This window comes from Acetobacter musti (genome assembly GCF_011516835.1).
Lineage (GTDB): Bacteria > Pseudomonadota > Alphaproteobacteria > Acetobacterales > Acetobacteraceae > Acetobacter > Acetobacter musti.
Window position 1 is genome coordinate 1 of the sequence record NZ_WOTB01000011.1, and the last position, 15588, is coordinate 15588.

Sequence of the window (15588 nt, forward strand, 5' to 3'; positions counted from 1 at the left end):
GAGATTGTCATCGACCTCTGTCCGGGCGCTAAGGATGACAGCCTGTTAATCCGTAACCGCACCGGTCAGGGTGAAACCTCCATGACACTGTCATGGCACTTTTATGACAACGCTTTGCCCCGGCCTTCCGCCGGAAATGCTTTATGAGAAGAGCTCAGGCGAATGTGGCGCTGTCACGGTCCCAGACCCGCCGGCCATTTGCCCAGGTCGCCCGCACGCAGCGTTCGTCGCCCAGCGTCATCAGCACAAAAAGCAGCTCCTCAACGCTCTCGCAGCGCTCCGTGCGCCAGGCCAGAAGCGGTGTCGCACGCGGGTCGAGGATGCAGAGATCGGCTTCATATCCGGGAGCGACCGTGCCGATCATGTCATCCAGATGAAGAGAGTGCGCCGCACCTGCGGTGGCCAGCCAGAAAGCCTGTGCGGCATGGAGACGGTGGCCCGACATCAGCGCCACTTTATAGGCCTCTCCCATGGTGCGCAGATGCGAGAGCGATGTGCCGGCGCCGACATCCGTGCCGAGCCCGGTCCGCACCGGACGGCGCGGATCCAGCGCGTCGAACAGACGGAAAGCGCCACTGCCGAGGAAGAGATTCGATGTCGGGCAATGCGCCAGCGCGGCATCACTCTCGTGGCACCGGCAGAATTCCGTCTCACCGATATGCACGGCATGACCAAAAACACTGCGCGGACCAACAAGGCCGGCATGATCGTAGACGTCGAGATAGGAGGAACGTTCAGGGAAAAGGCGGCGGACCGTTTCGATTTCCTCCGTGTTTTCCGCAAGATGAGTCTGCATGAAAACGCCGGGATGACCGCGAAACAGCTCCCCGGCCGCCTCGAGCTGCTCGGGTGTGCTCGTAATCGCGAAACGGGGCGTGACGGCATAGAGCTGCCGTCCTTTGCCATGCCACCGTCCGATCAGAGCCGCGGAGTCGTCATAGCCCTGTCTGACAGTATCACGCAGGTTTTCAGGCGCATTGCGGTCCATCAGGACCTTGCCGGCGATCATGCGCGTGCCGACCCGCTCTGATTCGGCGAGAAAAGCATCCACTGACCGGGCGTGAACCGTGCAGTAGACGGCTGCCGTGGTGGTGCCGGAACGCAGGAGTTCGGCCATGAACCGCTTTGCAGTGTCTTTTGCGACTTCCGGATCGGCGAAAGCGGCCTCGGCAGGAAACACATAGCGTTCCAGCCACTCCAGAAGCTGCTCTCCCCAGGAGGCGATGACCGGGAGCTGCGGGTAGTGGACATGGGTATCGATGAAGCCGGCGGAGATCAGTGAATCGCCGTAACTGATCACCTTCGTGTCGGGCGGGAGCGTGTCCGTCAGAACCGCCGCCGGGCCCACGGCGCTGATTTTCCCATCGACGATCAGCACCAGCCCGTCTTCTTCAGTAAGCAGACTGTCGGATGGCGCCACCACGAACGGACTGGCGCGAAATGTGACAACACGGCCGCGCAGAGCGACCGGACGGGATGCGGAATTCACGTGACACACGCTCCATGGAAAAATCCGCGCGCTGGCGGGACTGAAAGACACGATGCGTTGAATGGTCGCCTGTTAGCCTGAACAAACGCGGGTGTTCCATGCATAAACGACCCGTGGTCGGTATTTTAACCGCCGCCTAATGGAGAGACCGAAAGCAGACCTGTCGGAAAAGGCTCTGCACGACGGGAGAAGAGACGGTGAAGCGGATCTGGCGGCGCCTGAATACGCAGCAGGCAGCATCTCATGGCAGAGGCAGGGAGCGGACTGACAGGACGGACGCGGAAGATCAGACGGAAACCGGCGAAACGCAAAGTGCCGCGGATGGGAAAAAGACACGCTCGATCACCACGAAAGAGGCTGTCCGCCGGTTCAGGACACATGGTCTCAACGGCAGGGAGGAGGCACATGACAACGTCGTCAGAGTCGGGCTTAAAGATGCCCTGTGGTCCGATCTTTACCATCACGCTCTGACCGCAAACTGGGTCACATTCACACTCTGGGCCGTCGGTTCTTATATAGCGATCAATCTTTTCTTCGCCTTTCTCTACGCCATGGTGCCCGATCAGGTCTCGGCGCCCCATCCGCCCACTCTGGCCGATCTGTTCTTTTTCAGCGTACAGACGCTTTCCACCGTAGGTTACGGCGTCATGGCCCCGTCAGGTCCGGTGGCGAATACGATTGTCTCGGCGGAAGTGCTGATCGGGATGATGATCAATGCACTCGCCACCGGCGCGGTCTTTGCAAGAATTGCGCGTCCGCGTGCCCGGATCATCTTCAGTAACAAAGCGGTCATTTCAGATGAAAACGGCGTGCCGGCCCTGTGTATCCGGATCGCGAACTGCCGCCGGAGCGTCATTCTGTCGCTCGACGTGGAAGTGGCGCTTTCACGTCTGACAGTGACGCAGGATGGCCATCTCGAACGCCAGTTCGAACCGCTGCTGCTGGTGCAGGCGCATGTTCCGGTCCTGCGCCATGCCTTCGTTCTTGCGCATGTCATCACCGGGATCAGCCCGTTGCATGTGCACAGCATCCAGGAGCTGGATGCCGAGGAAGGCGAGATCATCGTCACCGTGACCGGAACGGACGAGGCGATGGGCCAGACAGTGTTCGCCCGGACGTCCTATGCCTTTGACCGTGTCATGAATCATCATCGCTTTGTCGACATCGTACACAGCACCCCTGGCGGCACGATCTCAGTCGACTATTCACGCTTCCACGATATTGAAACACATGCGCCAAAAGCCGACGCAGAACCGGCGCACGCTGATTAAGAGACTGTTTCAGAAGCCTGATCGTGAACCTTCTGGTTAATTATAAAGAAGTTTCAGAAGACGCCGCCTTTTTGAAAAAAGGCGGCACCCAAAAACTTTTGTTATTTCGTCAGAGATTTATTGCTAAGCGCCCTTTGATCCTGCTGAGGTGAGCAGAGCTTTTCAGATCAGCAAACCGGGATCAAAGGGACCGCGTCCCTTTGCGGGGCCGGAGCAAAGCCCCGAAACCTCGGACGCCCTGATTAAAACATCGGGAGAACCGGGTTTAATCCTGTCCACCATTGCCTTCAGGCGGGGCTTCGGAAAAAACATCCTCCGGCAGCAGTCCGGAAAGCGGGCCGTCCGGTCCTGGCTCCGAAGAGGCCGGTCCATCGCCGGCAGGCACACCATAAACCTCCACCTGTTCCAGGCTCAGGGAATCCCGGCTTTCAAGGAAGACCTTCACCCAGCGTGCCGTAATCCTGCTTTCCCTCCGGTGGCTCGCGGGCTCACGGAGGTGACCCGGCCGCCAGACAAGCGGGGCACCATCCGCTCCGCCAAAAAGGCCGTGATCGGTCGGGGTCATGATCGTGGTCCAGTCCGTGCCATTGCGCGAGACTGCAATGCCCAGCGCCGCAACCCGCGCCATCACATCGGCCGTGCCCATCCGGTTGAAAAGCCGGATTTCCCGCAGATCGAAAAGACCGCCGAGATCGACCTGCCACCAGGGGCCGTTTTCCACCTTTGTCTGAAAACAGTTCTTCCCGCTGATAACGCCGTTGACGCCCTGAGCGGCGTCCTCTTCCCGCGTGGGCGCCACCGACCAGAACGAAATGGAACTCTGCATGGCCGGACGGTGACGGGCTATGTTCGGGCATTCTTCGTTTTCCGCCGTCAGCGTCTCCTTCCGGAAATTGGGATGGCTGAACTGCTCGTCGAGACAGGCACGGAAAGGGGGAGCATCGAACCTGATCCCGGTCGGGTCATCCGGCACGGATTTTCCGAAAATATAGCCCGTGATCTGCCCGATGCGCTCGCTGATCCCGGATTGCAGAACATCGAATGTCTGGGGAAGCTGCGCGTGAATGGCGGCGACTTTCGCGCCTGGCCGGCTGAAGATCGAGGAATGGAGCGCCGATCCGTAGGGACCGACGATCTCCCGCGCTCCCCGGAACAGGGCGATCTGTTCGGAGATGGGCAGTTCTTCAGGCCGGACGATCGTGAAATCGTGCGCGCGGGCAATCTCCTCGGCCTCCACGATCCCGTAAAGCCGCCGTCCGAACTGGGGACCCCGGGTGACGAAAATCCGCCGCAGGGACGCATCCGGCACGGCGCGCGTCCGGTCGATCATCTCATTGATGGTGGCAACGGCATCCGCATACATCGGATGGCAGCGTCCGGCCTGCCGCAGGGTGGTCGGCACAATCAGCGTCCGGCACTGAAGCACTTCCGCGTCGGGATCGTGCTCCAGAAGCTGGTCTTCCCGGATGCCCATGGTCAGCATCATGTCGCGGGCAAACGCGCCCATATTCGTGGGCAGAAGAATGCGCACTTCGTTCAGGCTGATCCCGGCGAGGGCCAGGAGATGGAACTTGGGAAGGAAATCCACCAGCCAGTGGCCGAAAATCTGATGACCGTTCGTGGCCAGCAGCACAACGGGTTCGTCGATCGCGCGCAGCACGCGATTGCCCGCGCGTCGCTCAGCGATGTCCTCGCTGAATCGCTCAAGCGAGGCTTCATCCTCCGGATTGAGCGCAATATCGTTGCATTTCAGCCGGATGCCGTTCTGCACCAGCAGCGCGCCCGACCGGAACCACGGACCGATCACCGTCACGTCGCGCAGGCCATAGACGTACACGTCCGGCATGCCGTCCTGGCCACGATAGTGGCGCAGCGACTCCTCAGGAAATTCACCGTAAATAAAGGCCGGATCAGGGCGCGGGCTGCGCAGTCCGCGGGCCAGAAGCAGACTCTCCGCGACCGGCGGTTCCGCCTGGCGGGGTGGCCGGGTACCGAAATGAATCTGGTTGTCTCCGGCGACCTCGCGGATATCGGCGACCCCTTCGAATCCTTCCGTCACAGATTTTCTTTCCCTGTTGTTACGGTCTTCCCGCGGACCATACCCGCCGCAGGACCATCACCCGATATGGGGGTTATATGTCATGCCCGGTGTGATACGTCACCGGGCCGCGGCCCCAGGCTTTCCCCAGGCTCAGTTCTGCCATCCGCCCATCTGGCACAGCAGATTCCAGTGTTCCGGTGAAACCGGCACGACGGACAGGCGTGACTGACGGACGAGCGCAAGATCGGCCAGGGCAGGCTCAGCCCTGATCCCGGCCAGCGTCACCGGACGGGGCATCGGTCCGACGGCCTTCACATCAACGCAGACCCATGAGCCGCTTTCCGCCGTCGGGTCCGGGTAGCCCTCGCGGACGATTTCCACCACGCCGACAATCTCGCGTCCCTCATTCGAATGATAAAAGAAGGCGAGATCCCCCTTTTTCATCGCCGCGAGATTCTTTTTCGCCTGATGGTTCCGGACCCCGGTCCAGGGTTCAACATCATTGGCAACCTGCTCATCCCAGGAAAACGCGTCGGGTTCCGATTTGACCAGCCAGTATGACCGTGAAGCGGCCTCGCTCATTCAGCAAGAGCCCCGTCACGGAAGACGGTGCGCAGAGGCCGGACGATCACGCTCTCGAACAGCCCGACTTTCGCATAGGGATCGCTCTCGGCAAAACCCTCAGCAGAGGCCTTGTCGGGAGCCTCCAGCAGAATCATGCTGCCCGACGGCCTGCCGTCCGGCCCCATCATCGGTCCGGCGAACTGAATCCGGGCTGCGTAAGTCTTGAGATAGGCCAGATGGTCCCCACGTGTGGCGGACCGGGTTTCGAACAGGCCGGGTTTGTCGGTGCAGATGATTGCGAACAGCATATCGGGCTCCGTGTTGAGATCAGGGAGGGCCGCCTATGCGCCGGACGACCCGTGCCAAACGTTTTATGATAGTGTAGGAGAAGCCTCCGCACGACCCCCGGCCCTGTTCACGTTCCGTCTTTCGCGTCTGCGGGCGGTCCGCCATACAGGAACAGCATTCTAACGGGCGTCCTCTCTCGCCCAGGCAGGAACGGACAGATTTTGAGCGCGACGCCGACACTGACAGAGCGGGCAGGAGCCCTGTTTCACCGCTATGCCAATCCCGGTCGTTTCCTGCGCCTGGGAGTGAAGCTGCAGCCCTGGCTGACATGGCCGGCTCTCATCCTTAGCGTGACCGGCCTCGTCTGGGGCCTGTTTTTCTCTCCGGCTGACTGGCAGCAGGGCGATTCCGTGCGGATCATGTATGTCCATGTCCCCTGCGCCTGGCTCGCCTCCTCGGGTTATTTCGCCCTGGCTGTCTGTTCGGTGCTGTCCCTCGTCTGGCGTCATCCGCTGGCCGATCTGGCCGCCATGGAAATCGGTCCGGTCGGCGCCTGCGTCACCGCGACCTGCCTTGCGACAGGATCTCTCTGGGGGAAACCCATGTGGGGCACCTGGTGGGTGTGGGATGCTCGGCTGACCTCCGTACTGGTGCTTTTCTTCCTCTATCTCGGCCATATCGCGCTGATCCGCGCCTTCGATGACCAGCAGCGCGGCTACCGGGCCGCCGCCATCCTGGCTCTCGCCGGCGCCGTCGATCTGCCGATCATCAAATTCAGCGTCCAGTGGTGGAACACCCTGCATCAGCCGGACAGCATCACCCTGCGCGGTGCGCCGACCATGTCGCACGCCATGCTCTGGCCCCTTCTGGTCTGCACGCTGGGCTTTACGCTCGGCTTCGCCGCCATCGTCGTGGCCCGTCTGCGGGCCGGCGTGATGGAAAGCCGGATTCGCAGCCTCCTCTCAAGCCCGCGCCGGGGCATGCAGTCCTCCTCCGGCAGCGCCGTCGGGGAATACGCGGCATGACCCATCTGCCTTACATCGTCGCCTCATACGGCCTTGCGATCGGCCTTGCGACTTTTCTCTCCGTCGGCGCGGCTGTGCGTCTGCGCCGTGACCGGGTCCGCCTCGCCACCCTTGAGGCTGCGCGCGGCGGTGATCGCCGCTCCGCACGGGAAGAGACGGTATGAAGCGCAAAACCCGTCGCCTCTGGCTGGTCATCGCCTGCGTCGGTGCGCTCGGAACAGCCGCCGGCCTTACCCTGACGGCCTTTTCCTCCAACATTCAGCTTTTCATGACCCCTTCGCAGGTCGCGGCGAAACCGCCGCCGGCCGACCGGACGGTCCGTCTCGGCGGCATGGTCGTGGCCGGGTCCGTAAAGCGGGACCATAAGGGCGATACCCCGATCAACCGCTTTGACGTGACCGACGGCCAGTCCGCCGTGACCGTGAGCTTCGAGGGAATTCTGCCCGATCTGTTCCGCGAGGGACAGAGCGTGGTGGCTGTGGGGTCCATGGCGCCGGACGGGGGCTTTACCGCCTCCGAAGTGCTGGCGAAGCATGATGAGACCTACATGCCGAAAGAAGTCGCCGAGGCCCTGCAGAAATCCGGCAAATGGGACCCGAAATTCGGCCCGCCGCCAGATGCCGCCAGCTGGAACACGATGACGCAGAAAGAAGCTTCAGCCACGGTGCAGGGTAAATGAGCCTGATGATGACTGCTCCTGTGATTTCAGTGCTCCGGAAACGGAATTCAGCCATATGAGCCCTGAACTCGGCCGGTTCGCCCTGTCTCTGGCCTGCGTCTTCGCACTGGCTCAGGCCATCCTGCCCCTCATCGGTGCTCAGCGCCGTGACCGGCGCCTGATGGCCATCGCGCCGGGGCTGGCCGTCGGTCAGCTGGTCGCCCTCGCGGCCTCGTTCCTGTGTCTGGTCAACGCCGCGATCACCAACGATTTCTCGGTGTCCAACATTCTCGAGAACAGCGCCGTCGCCAAGCCGCTGCTCTACAAAATCACCGGCGTCTGGGGAAACCACGAAGGCTCGATCCTGCTCTGGGCCATGATCCTCGGCATCTGCGGCGCCGCCGTCGCCGCATTCGGGCGCAACCTGCCTTCCGCTCTCAGAGCCCGCGTGCTTGCCGTGCTCGGCGGTGTGGCGGCCGGATTCGAACTGTTCTGCCTCACGACATCCGATCCGTTCGACCGTGTCTGGCCCGCGCCACTGGACGGGCAGGGGATGAACCCGCTGCTCCAGGACCCGGGCCTGGCCTTCCATCCCCCCATTCTCTACACCGGTTACGTCGGATTCGCCGTCCCCTTCGCCTTCGCCATCGCCGCCCTGATCGAAGGCCGTGTCGACGCCGCCTGGGGCCGCTGGGTCCGTCCCTGGGCCGTCGCCGCCTGGGCCTTCCTGACCTGCGGCATCGCGCTCGGCTCCTGGTGGTCCTATTACGTGCTCGGCTGGGGCGGTTACTGGTTCTGGGATCCTGTGGAAAACGCATCGCTGATCCCATGGCTCTCCGGCACCGCCCTGATGCACTCCGCCATCGTGGTCGAGAAGCGCGAGGCGCTGAAGATCTGGACCGTGCTGCTCGCCATCGGCACGTTCTCCTTCTCTCTGTCCGGCACCTTCCTCGTCCGTTCCGGCATCCTCAACTCCGTCCATGCCTTCGCGCAGGACCCGGCCCGCGGCATCTTCATCCTCGGCCTGCTCGGTCTCGTGATCGGCGGATCGCTGGTCCTGTTCGCCTGGCGCGCCCCCTCGCTCACGGCAGGCGGCCTGTTCGCGCCCGTTTCGCGTGAAGGCGCGCTGGTGCTGAACAATATCCTGCTCTGCTCGCTCTGCGCCGTGGTGCTGACCGGCACGATGTATCCGCCCTTCATGTCGCTGCTGTTCGGCAAAACGATCTCAGTCGGCAAACCGTTCTTCGACGCCGCCACCATTCCGCTGGCCATCCCGCTCTTCGCGGTCATGGGCTTCGGCCCGATGCTTCCCTGGAAGCGCGCGCAGCTCTGGCCCGTCATGCGTCGCCTCTGGGTCGTCGCTCTTGTCACGCTCGCGGCTTTCGCCGTCAGTCTGTGGGGTCTCTCCGGCGTCCTGCCGGTCCTCTGTGCGACCTTTGCCGTCTGGGTTATCGCCACCAGCGCCACCGATGTCGCAAACCGTATCGCCCTGTTCCGTGAGCCGTTCTCACGCAGCCTGCAGCGCGCCCGCTCCCTGCCGCGTTCGGCTTTTGGCGCGGCCCTGGCTCATGCCGGCGTCGGTGTAACGGTGCTCGGGCTGGCGGCGATGTCTCAGGCGCAGCATCGCGTCGTCGAGGTTCATATCGGGCAGACCGAACGCCTGGCCGGATATGACTGGACCCTGACGAACGTGCAGACCGAGCCCGGCCCGAACTATGTTGCGATGGTGGCGACCATCGAAATTCGCCACAACGGCCATATCGTGACGGTGATGCATCCCTCGAAACGCAGCTTCAATTCCCAGAATCAGACCACGACCGAGGTGTCGATTCACACCAACGGCCTGTCCGATCTGTACGGCGTGATCGGCGACAGACACGGTACGGATGCAGATCCGACCTATGTGCTGCGTCTGCATTACAATCCGCTGGCGCCATGGATGTGGTTCGGCGCCCTGATCATGGCGATCGGCGGTGCCCTCTCGCTCTCCGACAGGCGGATGCGCATCGGAGCGCCCCGTCGCGCCCCTCTGGCTGACGTGGTGGCCGCGGAATGAGCAACGATATCTCCCCGTCAGACAAAATCTCCCCGTCTGGCAGATCGGGCGGCGTCACACGACGGCGCGTCATGATGGGGCTCCCGCTCGTCGGTGCGGGCGTGTGCGGCGTCGCGTTCTGGAAGATGCTGGCCGGAATGCAGACGGGCTCCTTTAATCCGCATGACATCAACGCGCCGGTCACAGGCCGTCCGGTTCCCTCCTTCACCCTGGCCGATCAGCCGCCGGGAGCCGGTTTCACCGCCGCGGACCTGAAAGCGCTGTCGAAGCCGGTTCTGATCAATTTCTTCGCGTCCTGGTGCATCCCCTGCATCGCGGAAATGCAGGCTCTGCTCACGGTGCAGAAGCGCCTGCCCGTCTGGGGCGTGGCCTATAAGGACAAACCCGACAATGCGGCCGGCCTGCTGAAACATGCCGGCAACCCCTATGCGCGGATCGGCAGCGATCGCGAAGGCCGCGTCGCCATCGACTGGGGCGTCTCCGGCGTGCCGGAAAGCTTCCTGATCGCCCCCGGCGGCACGATTATCTGGCACAGCGCCGCGGGGCTGGATAATGACGAGGTCATGGCCGGTCTGGACGCGACGCTGAAAAGGATCGGCGGGTGAAGACCGCCTTACGTCTTCGCCGTTTCGCGGCACCGTTTCTCGTGGTGGCGCTGACCGGCGCTCCGCTGGTGGCGCTCGCCGTCGATGACCCGGCCGAAATGCTGCCGGACCCGAAGCAGGAAGCCCGGGCCGAAGCCATCGGGTCCCAGCTCCGCTGCCTCGTCTGTCAGAACGAGTCCATCGAGGACAGCAGCGCCAGCCTGGCAAAAGATCTGCGCAAGGTCGTGCGGGAGCACGTGGCCGCCGGTGAAAGCAATAAGCAGGTCGTGGACTGGATGGTCGCCCGCTATGGCAACTTCATCCGGCTCAGCCCCCCCGTCACCGTCGCCACCCTGCTGCTCTGGGGAATGCCCGTGCTCGCGCTGGTGACCGGCCTCCTCGCCGCGTTTCTCGTGTTTCGTCGCCGGCCGCAGGTCGCGCCCCTCAGCGATGCCGAACGCGCGCGTCTCGACGAGCTGACGCGTGGCCGCTGATCGCCACTGGCCGCACTTCCTCCCTATGGTTTCCGGACTGCTTCATGATCTGGCTTAGTATCGCCTGCCTGAGTCTTCTCGCTCTGCTTCCCGCCGCCTTCATTCTCTGGCGGCGTGCTGTCGCGCGGGATGAGCGCAGCGCCGCGCTGGAACTGCATGAGGCCCAGCTTGCCGAACTCGACAGAGATCTCGCCTCGGGCATGATCGCGCCGGCGGAACATGCGGTCGCACAGCTCGAAATCCAGCGGCGTATTCTCGTCGCGGACCGTGCGCCGGCTGAAATGGCTGATCGCTCGGCCAGAAACCGGGTCATCATCGCCCTGGTCCTGCTGCCGGTCGTCGCGACCGGCCTTTATCTGGCCGGCGGCGGTCATCCGCGATTCCCCGCGCAGCCCCTGGAGCCGCGACTGAAGGAAGTCCAGGCGCGTGACGCGCGGGCCGCGAAAGCGATCGCCCAGCTCAGAGAGGCACTCGCCACGATCCCGCCGGGAGACCCGAGCCTGCGCCAGGGGTATCTGCTTCTGGGCCAGGCCGAGGCATCCCGTGGCCATGACGCCGATGCGGCGGCCGCCTGGCGAAAGGCGCTCGATCTCGGATTCGATCCCGAACTGGCTTTGCAGGTCGCGGAAGAGCAGGTCCGGTCCGAAAAGCACATCAGCGCCGACAGCCTGTCCCTCTACCGGCGCGCCCTTGACGCGGCTCCGAAGGACGCGCCCTGGAAACAGGCCGTTCAGCAGCGCATCGCCCAGGGTGAACACGATCAGGAACAGCCCTGATGGAGACCGGTCCTTCAGACCCCGGCGGCAATCCTCAGCCCGGACGACCCTCCCTGCCGATGAGGGCGCCGGAGGTGTCCGGTATCCAGCTCTGCCCCGTCTGTCACGGCAAGATGCGTCAGACCGCTGAAATCTGCCCACATTGCGGTGCCGAGAAACATTTTGGCGCCACACCGTGGGAAGCGGTCCGTTTCACGCTGGGTGGCCTCGTAATCGGTATTCTGTTCACGATTGTAACACGAGCCGGCTGGGCCGTCGGAGCGGTCGCAATCCTGGCCTGCGTGACCATCGCATTCATCGTCTGCCAGAGCCGTCACGGGCATCGCTGGATGAAACGGCCATAATCCCACTGACGTTTCACTCTGGCCGGAAAGCGGATGCCAGCGGCTGAATGCGAAACAGTGAAGACGCTGACGGAAAATCAGGTCAGACGCATCAGGACTGCCGAAGCCCGGCCGGCTCCGCCGCGGCGACCGGATTGTCCGTTCCGGCAGGCCGCGCGGGCGCATCCGTGACGGGTGGTCCAGGCGCGAAGTGCCGCGCCACGTCCTCAAGATAGGCCTTCTGGCGTTTCCTGAGTGTCCTGTCCGGCCTGACGACATCATGGATCAGCCGGTGAATGCGGCTGATCTCAGCCAGATGCGCGTCCGGCGCCAGCTTCCCCGTTGCCGATCCCTGATGACGACGATGCACGTTCAGGGTATCCGCAACGTAAGCCACCTGCGTTCCGGGCTGACTGAGCAGTTCGATATAAAGACGCCAGTCGCCCGCGATCCGGAAGCTTTCAAGATCCGCGCATCGTGCCAGCGCCGCCCGGAGCGCGTCACAGCGGAAAAGGACAGCACTGGCATTGAGAATCAGATTCCGCTCCCCGAGACAGCCGGCCACGAAGGCGGGGCCGTCATGAATGCCGTCATTCTCAAGCGCTGAGGCCACAGCAGCCGCATAATAAGGCTTGTAACTCTCATAAAGCGGCGCACCGTCAGCATCGATGGCGCGGCTGTCGCAGAACGCCATGACGGCCTGTGGCGCAGCATCGAGCGCCGCGCCGAGACGGGTCAGAAAGGCCGGCTCGGCGATATCGTCGGCCTCCGCAATCCAGATCAGGTCGCCACGCGCCATATCAGCCGCGCGCCGCCACTGCGCGAAGACAGAGCCGGAACCCCTGCGCGAGGAAACGATGCGGACCTGCCGGTCCCATTCCGCCGCCGTCGCCTTCGCGACCGCCACGCTGTCATCCGTGGACGCATCATCGAGAACGATGATCTCCTGCACAGGACTGGTCTGGGCGAAGACCGAACTGAGCCGCGCCGCGAGATAGCGGGCGTAATTCCATGACAGCACAACAACCGAGATCCGTCTGCGGTCGGGGACGGCCAGATCAAGCAGGCGCCCGGCATAGTGATCGAACGGGAAAAGTCCGGCTGTCCGCCGCGCAAGGCGACCCCGCTCGCGCAACCCGTCATTCAGACTGCGGGTCGCCAGCGCCACCGCCCGTCGCGTCAGGCGGGTCGTGTCGGCAAGCGGCACGACCGCCGCGATATCGTCAGTGCCCAGCTCATCCGCGACCCTGGCAAGAAGATCCGGCGTGCCGCCGGTTCCCTGGAAAGCAACGCAGGGAAGCCCGGCGGCGAGCGCTTCCATCACGACGGAGGGGTATGGATCTTCACGCGACGTCAGCACGAACACGTCGGCGGCGGAAAGATAATCCTGCACGATATCCACATGACCAGGCAGGTGAAAGCGGCCGCTTTCAAGAGCCCGCCCGATCTCCGGTCCGAGCCAGTCCCGCAGGCCGGGATCTGTCTCGCCCAGCCAGACCAGATGGGTCACGCCCCGGATGTTTTCATCGACGGAATCGGTCTGACACCAGAGCTGAAGGAACAGATCGAAGCCCTTGCGCATGTCGCCATAGCCGGACCCAAGAATCAGCCGGTCCGCCGGCCCGATCCCCAGCGCGTTCCGAATGGCCTGACGTCGTTTCGGAAGGAACTGTACCGGCGTGCAGAGTCCCTGAGGAAGAATCTCAGTGGCTCGCGGCGTGGCCGGCAGCATGTCCAGGACGCGGGCCGCGACATCCGCCGCAGGAAAGACGGTCACGCGCGCGGCCGCGACAGAGCTGGCAAGAGGTTCGGTCAGCCGACGGCTGGCCAGGATCGCCGGCAGCTCATGCACAAGCTGGACAAAGCGGATGCCCGCCTCCGTCAGAGCCTCCGCCAACGGCGAGGCGCCGGCGGTATTGACGATCGCACTGACGTAACCTTCCCTCGCCAGCTGCTCCAGCCGGCAGGGCGTGGCCGGGTCATCGGGTGAGAGGAACTCCACGCCGCCGACCTCGCGGTAGCGCCCGGTCAGAGCCCCGCCGTCCAGCAGCACAAAAAGAATATCCAGCCCGTGATTGCGGCGCAGGGTCCGGCCGATCTGCAGAAGCAGCATCTGCGCGCCCGCCGGGAATGTATCGTGACCGACAAGCATCAGCCGCCGTGGCGCGGCATCCGCAAAAAAACCGGTCACAGCCCTGGCCGTTGCATTCAGATAAGCCGCCCCGAAATGCTGATCGGGTTCGAGATACGCTCCTTCGGCCCATTCGTTCCAGGCGTTGATGCAGACCAGAGGCTGCCCGAAAAACGGCGTCCGCCGGGCCTGTTCGATCAGCCCGGACAGCCATCGCTCGTACTGCGCCGGCGTGGAGCCGTGCAGGACCAGCCCTTTCCCCTCACGCCGCGCATCGTTGTCCCATGACGGGGCCGCGGTGCGGATCAGCGGGAAAGACGGCGCGGGCATATCGAGAGCGTTGTCGACGACCTGGCTGTAATCGTAGATCTGCCCGGTAAACTCCGTATCGAACAGCGCCATCTGCGGGTTGATGCAGGAAAGGCCGCCAACGACCTTATGCGGCGGAAATTCAATGGCGCCGTCAATGCCGAATTCACCCGGATCGTGATCGCCGAAAGACTGACTCATCACGAAAACCGGGTCTGCGCCACAGGCTTCGCGGAACAGGCGTCGCCAGCGGGCGATGGTGATCGCGCAGTCGGGAATGACTCCCGGCCGGTAGAGCATCAGCAGCGGCCGGCCATCAACATGGATGTAGCGCGGGTCCCGGAAATGGCGAACGAAACACGCGATGAGCGCCGCTTCGTCACCGGCCCGGAAATCCTGGGCGATCAGCACATCGTCCTCGGACCCGTCCCAGCGCCGGCTCCAGTTCTCATTCGCCCACATCAGACAGAAAGGCAGATCGATGTCCGGGCTGGCCAGCAGCATTTCCAGCGGGCTTTCGAGCAGCCGCGTCCCGTTGAACCAGTAAAAGTAAAAGACGAATCCCCAGATCCCGGCTTCACGCGCCATTTTCGCCTGCTCACGCAGAATGTCGGGATTGTCCAGAGTGTAATGCCCCAGATCCCGGGGAATGCGTGGCTGATAATGTCCCAGGAAACGCGGCATTCCGCGCGCCACATTGGTCCATTCCGTAAAGCCGGTGCCCCACCATTCGTCATTCTGCGAAATCCGGTGGAACTGCGGCAGATAGTAAGCAAGGACACGCGCCCGCCGGACCGCGGAGGATGGCAGCGGCCGGCGTGTTTCGAACAGCGGCCTCGGTCTTGTGTTGCGCCGCTGTTCACTGAACACGCTGGATTCGTCGGGCGGCGCGCTGGCATGCACGCCCGGACGGTGGCGATGCTCCAGATAATGCAGCAGCGGGTTGGCGTCCGGATCGGTGGCCAGGTAGCGCGCGCGATAGAACAGCGGATCGAATCCGGCGAAGGGCCGCCGCGCCTCACGGAAACCCTGGACCATGTAATGCTCAAGCGGGTCCACGCCCGCCTGAGCGATATCGGGATAAATCCTGAGATAAAAGGCCGGATCAAATCCCGGCAGCGGGCTGACATCGCTCCGGTGCCTGTTCAGCAGATAGTGCCGCAGAAGCAGCATGCCGTCGGGCACCGGATATGTGTCACGATACCAGACCGGATCAAACCAGGGGATCGGGCGCCGTCCTTCGGCCTCGCCCGTCGTGATGTAGTGCAGCAGAGGATCGCCGGTCACGTCCGGGTTTTCGGCGACATACCAGTGCGGATCGAAATATGGATTGGGGCGTCGCCCCTCGCGCCAGCCATGCTCGATATAGTGCGTGAGAGCGCCGGTGCCGAGGTCGGAAAGATCAGGATATGTGCCGGTGTAATACGCGATATCAAAGAGTCCGGAATGCCCGATGATCCGGAGAAGCGTGATGTCCGGCTCCTGCTGCGGAGATCCGGAGGCATCCGCGGTGTCGCGGGACTCACTCATTGTCGCTCACAATCGCGCCAGTTACAGGCGGTCTCTGTAAATCGTTAAT

General features: G+C 63.3%; 15 protein-coding genes. 10 read left to right on the forward strand and 5 right to left on the reverse strand.

Annotated elements, in window-relative coordinates; all coding sequences use genetic code 11:
- Positions 1–154 precede the first annotated feature (154 nt).
- On the reverse strand, positions 155–1489 hold the full coding sequence (guaD, locus tag GOB93_RS09610) for a guanine deaminase (RefSeq protein WP_173583296.1): 1335 nt from the start codon (positions 1487–1489) through the stop codon (positions 155–157).
- 197 nt (positions 1490–1686) lie between these two features.
- Between guaD and GOB93_RS09615 the strand changes: the two genes are divergently transcribed.
- A complete protein-coding gene (locus tag GOB93_RS09615) occupies positions 1687–2760 on the forward strand; it encodes an ion channel (RefSeq protein WP_173583297.1) in 1074 nt (357 codons plus the stop codon).
- 23 nt (positions 2761–2783) lie between these two features.
- Positions 2784–2912, forward strand: coding sequence for a hypothetical protein (locus GOB93_RS21985; protein ID WP_277877238.1), 129 nt, complete (start codon positions 2784–2786; stop codon positions 2910–2912).
- Positions 2913–3025: 113 nt separating this feature from the next.
- Here GOB93_RS21985 and GOB93_RS09620 read toward each other — a convergent pair whose 3' ends face one another.
- The 3 genes from GOB93_RS09620 to GOB93_RS09630 all read right to left on the reverse strand — a co-directional run bounded on the left by GOB93_RS09620 (position 3026) and on the right by GOB93_RS09630 (position 5673).
- A complete protein-coding gene (locus GOB93_RS09620) occupies positions 3026–4819 on the reverse strand; it encodes a glycosyltransferase 61 family protein (RefSeq protein ID WP_173583298.1) in 1794 nt (597 codons plus the stop codon).
- Between the two features lie 132 nt (positions 4820–4951).
- Positions 4952–5383 (reverse strand): EVE domain-containing protein, encoded by a 432-nt coding sequence (locus GOB93_RS09625; protein ID WP_173583299.1) that lies wholly within the window; start codon positions 5381–5383, stop codon positions 4952–4954.
- A complete protein-coding gene (locus GOB93_RS09630; RefSeq protein WP_173583300.1) occupies positions 5380–5673 on the reverse strand; it encodes a YciI family protein in 294 nt (97 codons plus the stop codon). The genes GOB93_RS09625 and GOB93_RS09630 overlap by 4 nt, the downstream gene beginning before the upstream one ends.
- Before the next feature lie 201 nt (positions 5674–5874).
- On the opposite strand from GOB93_RS09630, the gene GOB93_RS09635 reads away from it, so the two are divergent.
- From GOB93_RS09635 to GOB93_RS09670, 8 genes are read left to right on the forward strand one after another with little or no spacing between them, the layout of a single operon-like run.
- The gene (locus tag GOB93_RS09635) at positions 5875–6678 is read left to right on the forward strand and encodes a heme ABC transporter permease (RefSeq protein WP_173583301.1); all 804 of its coding nucleotides are present in this window, start codon (positions 5875–5877) and stop codon (positions 6676–6678) included.
- Positions 6675–6842 (forward strand): hypothetical protein, encoded by a 168-nt coding sequence (locus tag GOB93_RS09640; RefSeq protein ID WP_173583302.1) that lies wholly within the window; start codon positions 6675–6677, stop codon positions 6840–6842. Before GOB93_RS09635 ends, GOB93_RS09640 begins: the two co-directional genes overlap by 4 nt.
- Positions 6839–7357, forward strand: a complete 519-nt coding sequence (ccmE, locus tag GOB93_RS09645; RefSeq protein WP_173583303.1) for a cytochrome c maturation protein CcmE — start codon at positions 6839–6841, stop codon at positions 7355–7357. Before GOB93_RS09640 ends, ccmE begins: the two co-directional genes overlap by 4 nt.
- 55 nt (positions 7358–7412) lie before the next feature.
- Positions 7413–9392, forward strand: a complete 1980-nt coding sequence (locus GOB93_RS09650) for a heme lyase CcmF/NrfE family subunit (protein ID WP_173583304.1) — start codon at positions 7413–7415, stop codon at positions 9390–9392.
- Positions 9389–9997, forward strand: coding sequence for a DsbE family thiol:disulfide interchange protein (locus tag GOB93_RS09655; protein ID WP_242010679.1), 609 nt, complete (start codon positions 9389–9391; stop codon positions 9995–9997). Before GOB93_RS09650 ends, GOB93_RS09655 begins: the two co-directional genes overlap by 4 nt.
- Positions 9994–10470: a cytochrome c-type biogenesis protein gene (locus tag GOB93_RS09660; protein ID WP_173583305.1), complete on the forward strand. Its 477-nt coding sequence runs from the start codon at positions 9994–9996 to the stop codon at positions 10468–10470. Before GOB93_RS09655 ends, GOB93_RS09660 begins: the two co-directional genes overlap by 4 nt.
- Positions 10471–10514: 44 nt before the next feature.
- Positions 10515–11246: a c-type cytochrome biogenesis protein CcmI gene (gene ccmI / locus GOB93_RS09665; RefSeq protein WP_173583306.1), complete on the forward strand. Its 732-nt coding sequence runs from the start codon at positions 10515–10517 to the stop codon at positions 11244–11246.
- On the forward strand, positions 11246–11590 hold the full coding sequence (locus GOB93_RS09670) for a hypothetical protein (RefSeq protein ID WP_173583307.1): 345 nt from the start codon (positions 11246–11248) through the stop codon (positions 11588–11590). The genes ccmI and GOB93_RS09670 overlap by 1 nt, the downstream gene beginning before the upstream one ends.
- A 91-nt stretch (positions 11591–11681) precedes the next feature.
- On the opposite strand, the gene GOB93_RS09675 is transcribed toward GOB93_RS09670, so the two are convergent.
- Positions 11682–15539 (reverse strand): glycoside hydrolase family 99-like domain-containing protein, encoded by a 3858-nt coding sequence (locus tag GOB93_RS09675; protein ID WP_173583308.1) that lies wholly within the window; start codon positions 15537–15539, stop codon positions 11682–11684.
- Positions 15540–15588: the final 49 nt, after the last annotated feature.

What these genes read in the sequence shown, in the direction of transcription:
- GOB93_RS09625 (WP_173583299.1), bottom strand. Translation starts at nt 5,383, where the DNA reads ATGAGCGAGGCCGCTTCACGGTCATACTGGCTGGTCAAATCGGAACCC.
- GOB93_RS09630 (WP_173583300.1), bottom strand. Translation starts at nt 5,673, where the DNA reads ATGCTGTTCGCAATCATCTGCACCGACAAACCCGGCCTGTTCGAAACC.
- GOB93_RS09640 (WP_173583302.1), top strand. Translation starts at nt 6,675, where the DNA reads ATGACCCATCTGCCTTACATCGTCGCCTCATACGGCCTTGCGATCGGC.
- ccmE (WP_173583303.1), top strand. Translation starts at nt 6,839, where the DNA reads ATGAAGCGCAAAACCCGTCGCCTCTGGCTGGTCATCGCCTGCGTCGGT.
- GOB93_RS09650 (WP_173583304.1), top strand. Translation starts at nt 7,413, where the DNA reads ATGAGCCCTGAACTCGGCCGGTTCGCCCTGTCTCTGGCCTGCGTCTTC.
- GOB93_RS09655 (WP_242010679.1), top strand. Translation starts at nt 9,389, where the DNA reads ATGAGCAACGATATCTCCCCGTCAGACAAAATCTCCCCGTCTGGCAGA.
- ccmI (WP_173583306.1), top strand. Translation starts at nt 10,515, where the DNA reads ATGATCTGGCTTAGTATCGCCTGCCTGAGTCTTCTCGCTCTGCTTCCC.
- GOB93_RS09670 (WP_173583307.1), top strand. Translation starts at nt 11,246, where the DNA reads ATGGAGACCGGTCCTTCAGACCCCGGCGGCAATCCTCAGCCCGGACGA.
- GOB93_RS09675 (WP_173583308.1), bottom strand. Translation starts at nt 15,539, where the DNA reads ATGAGTGAGTCCCGCGACACCGCGGATGCCTCCGGATCTCCGCAGCAG.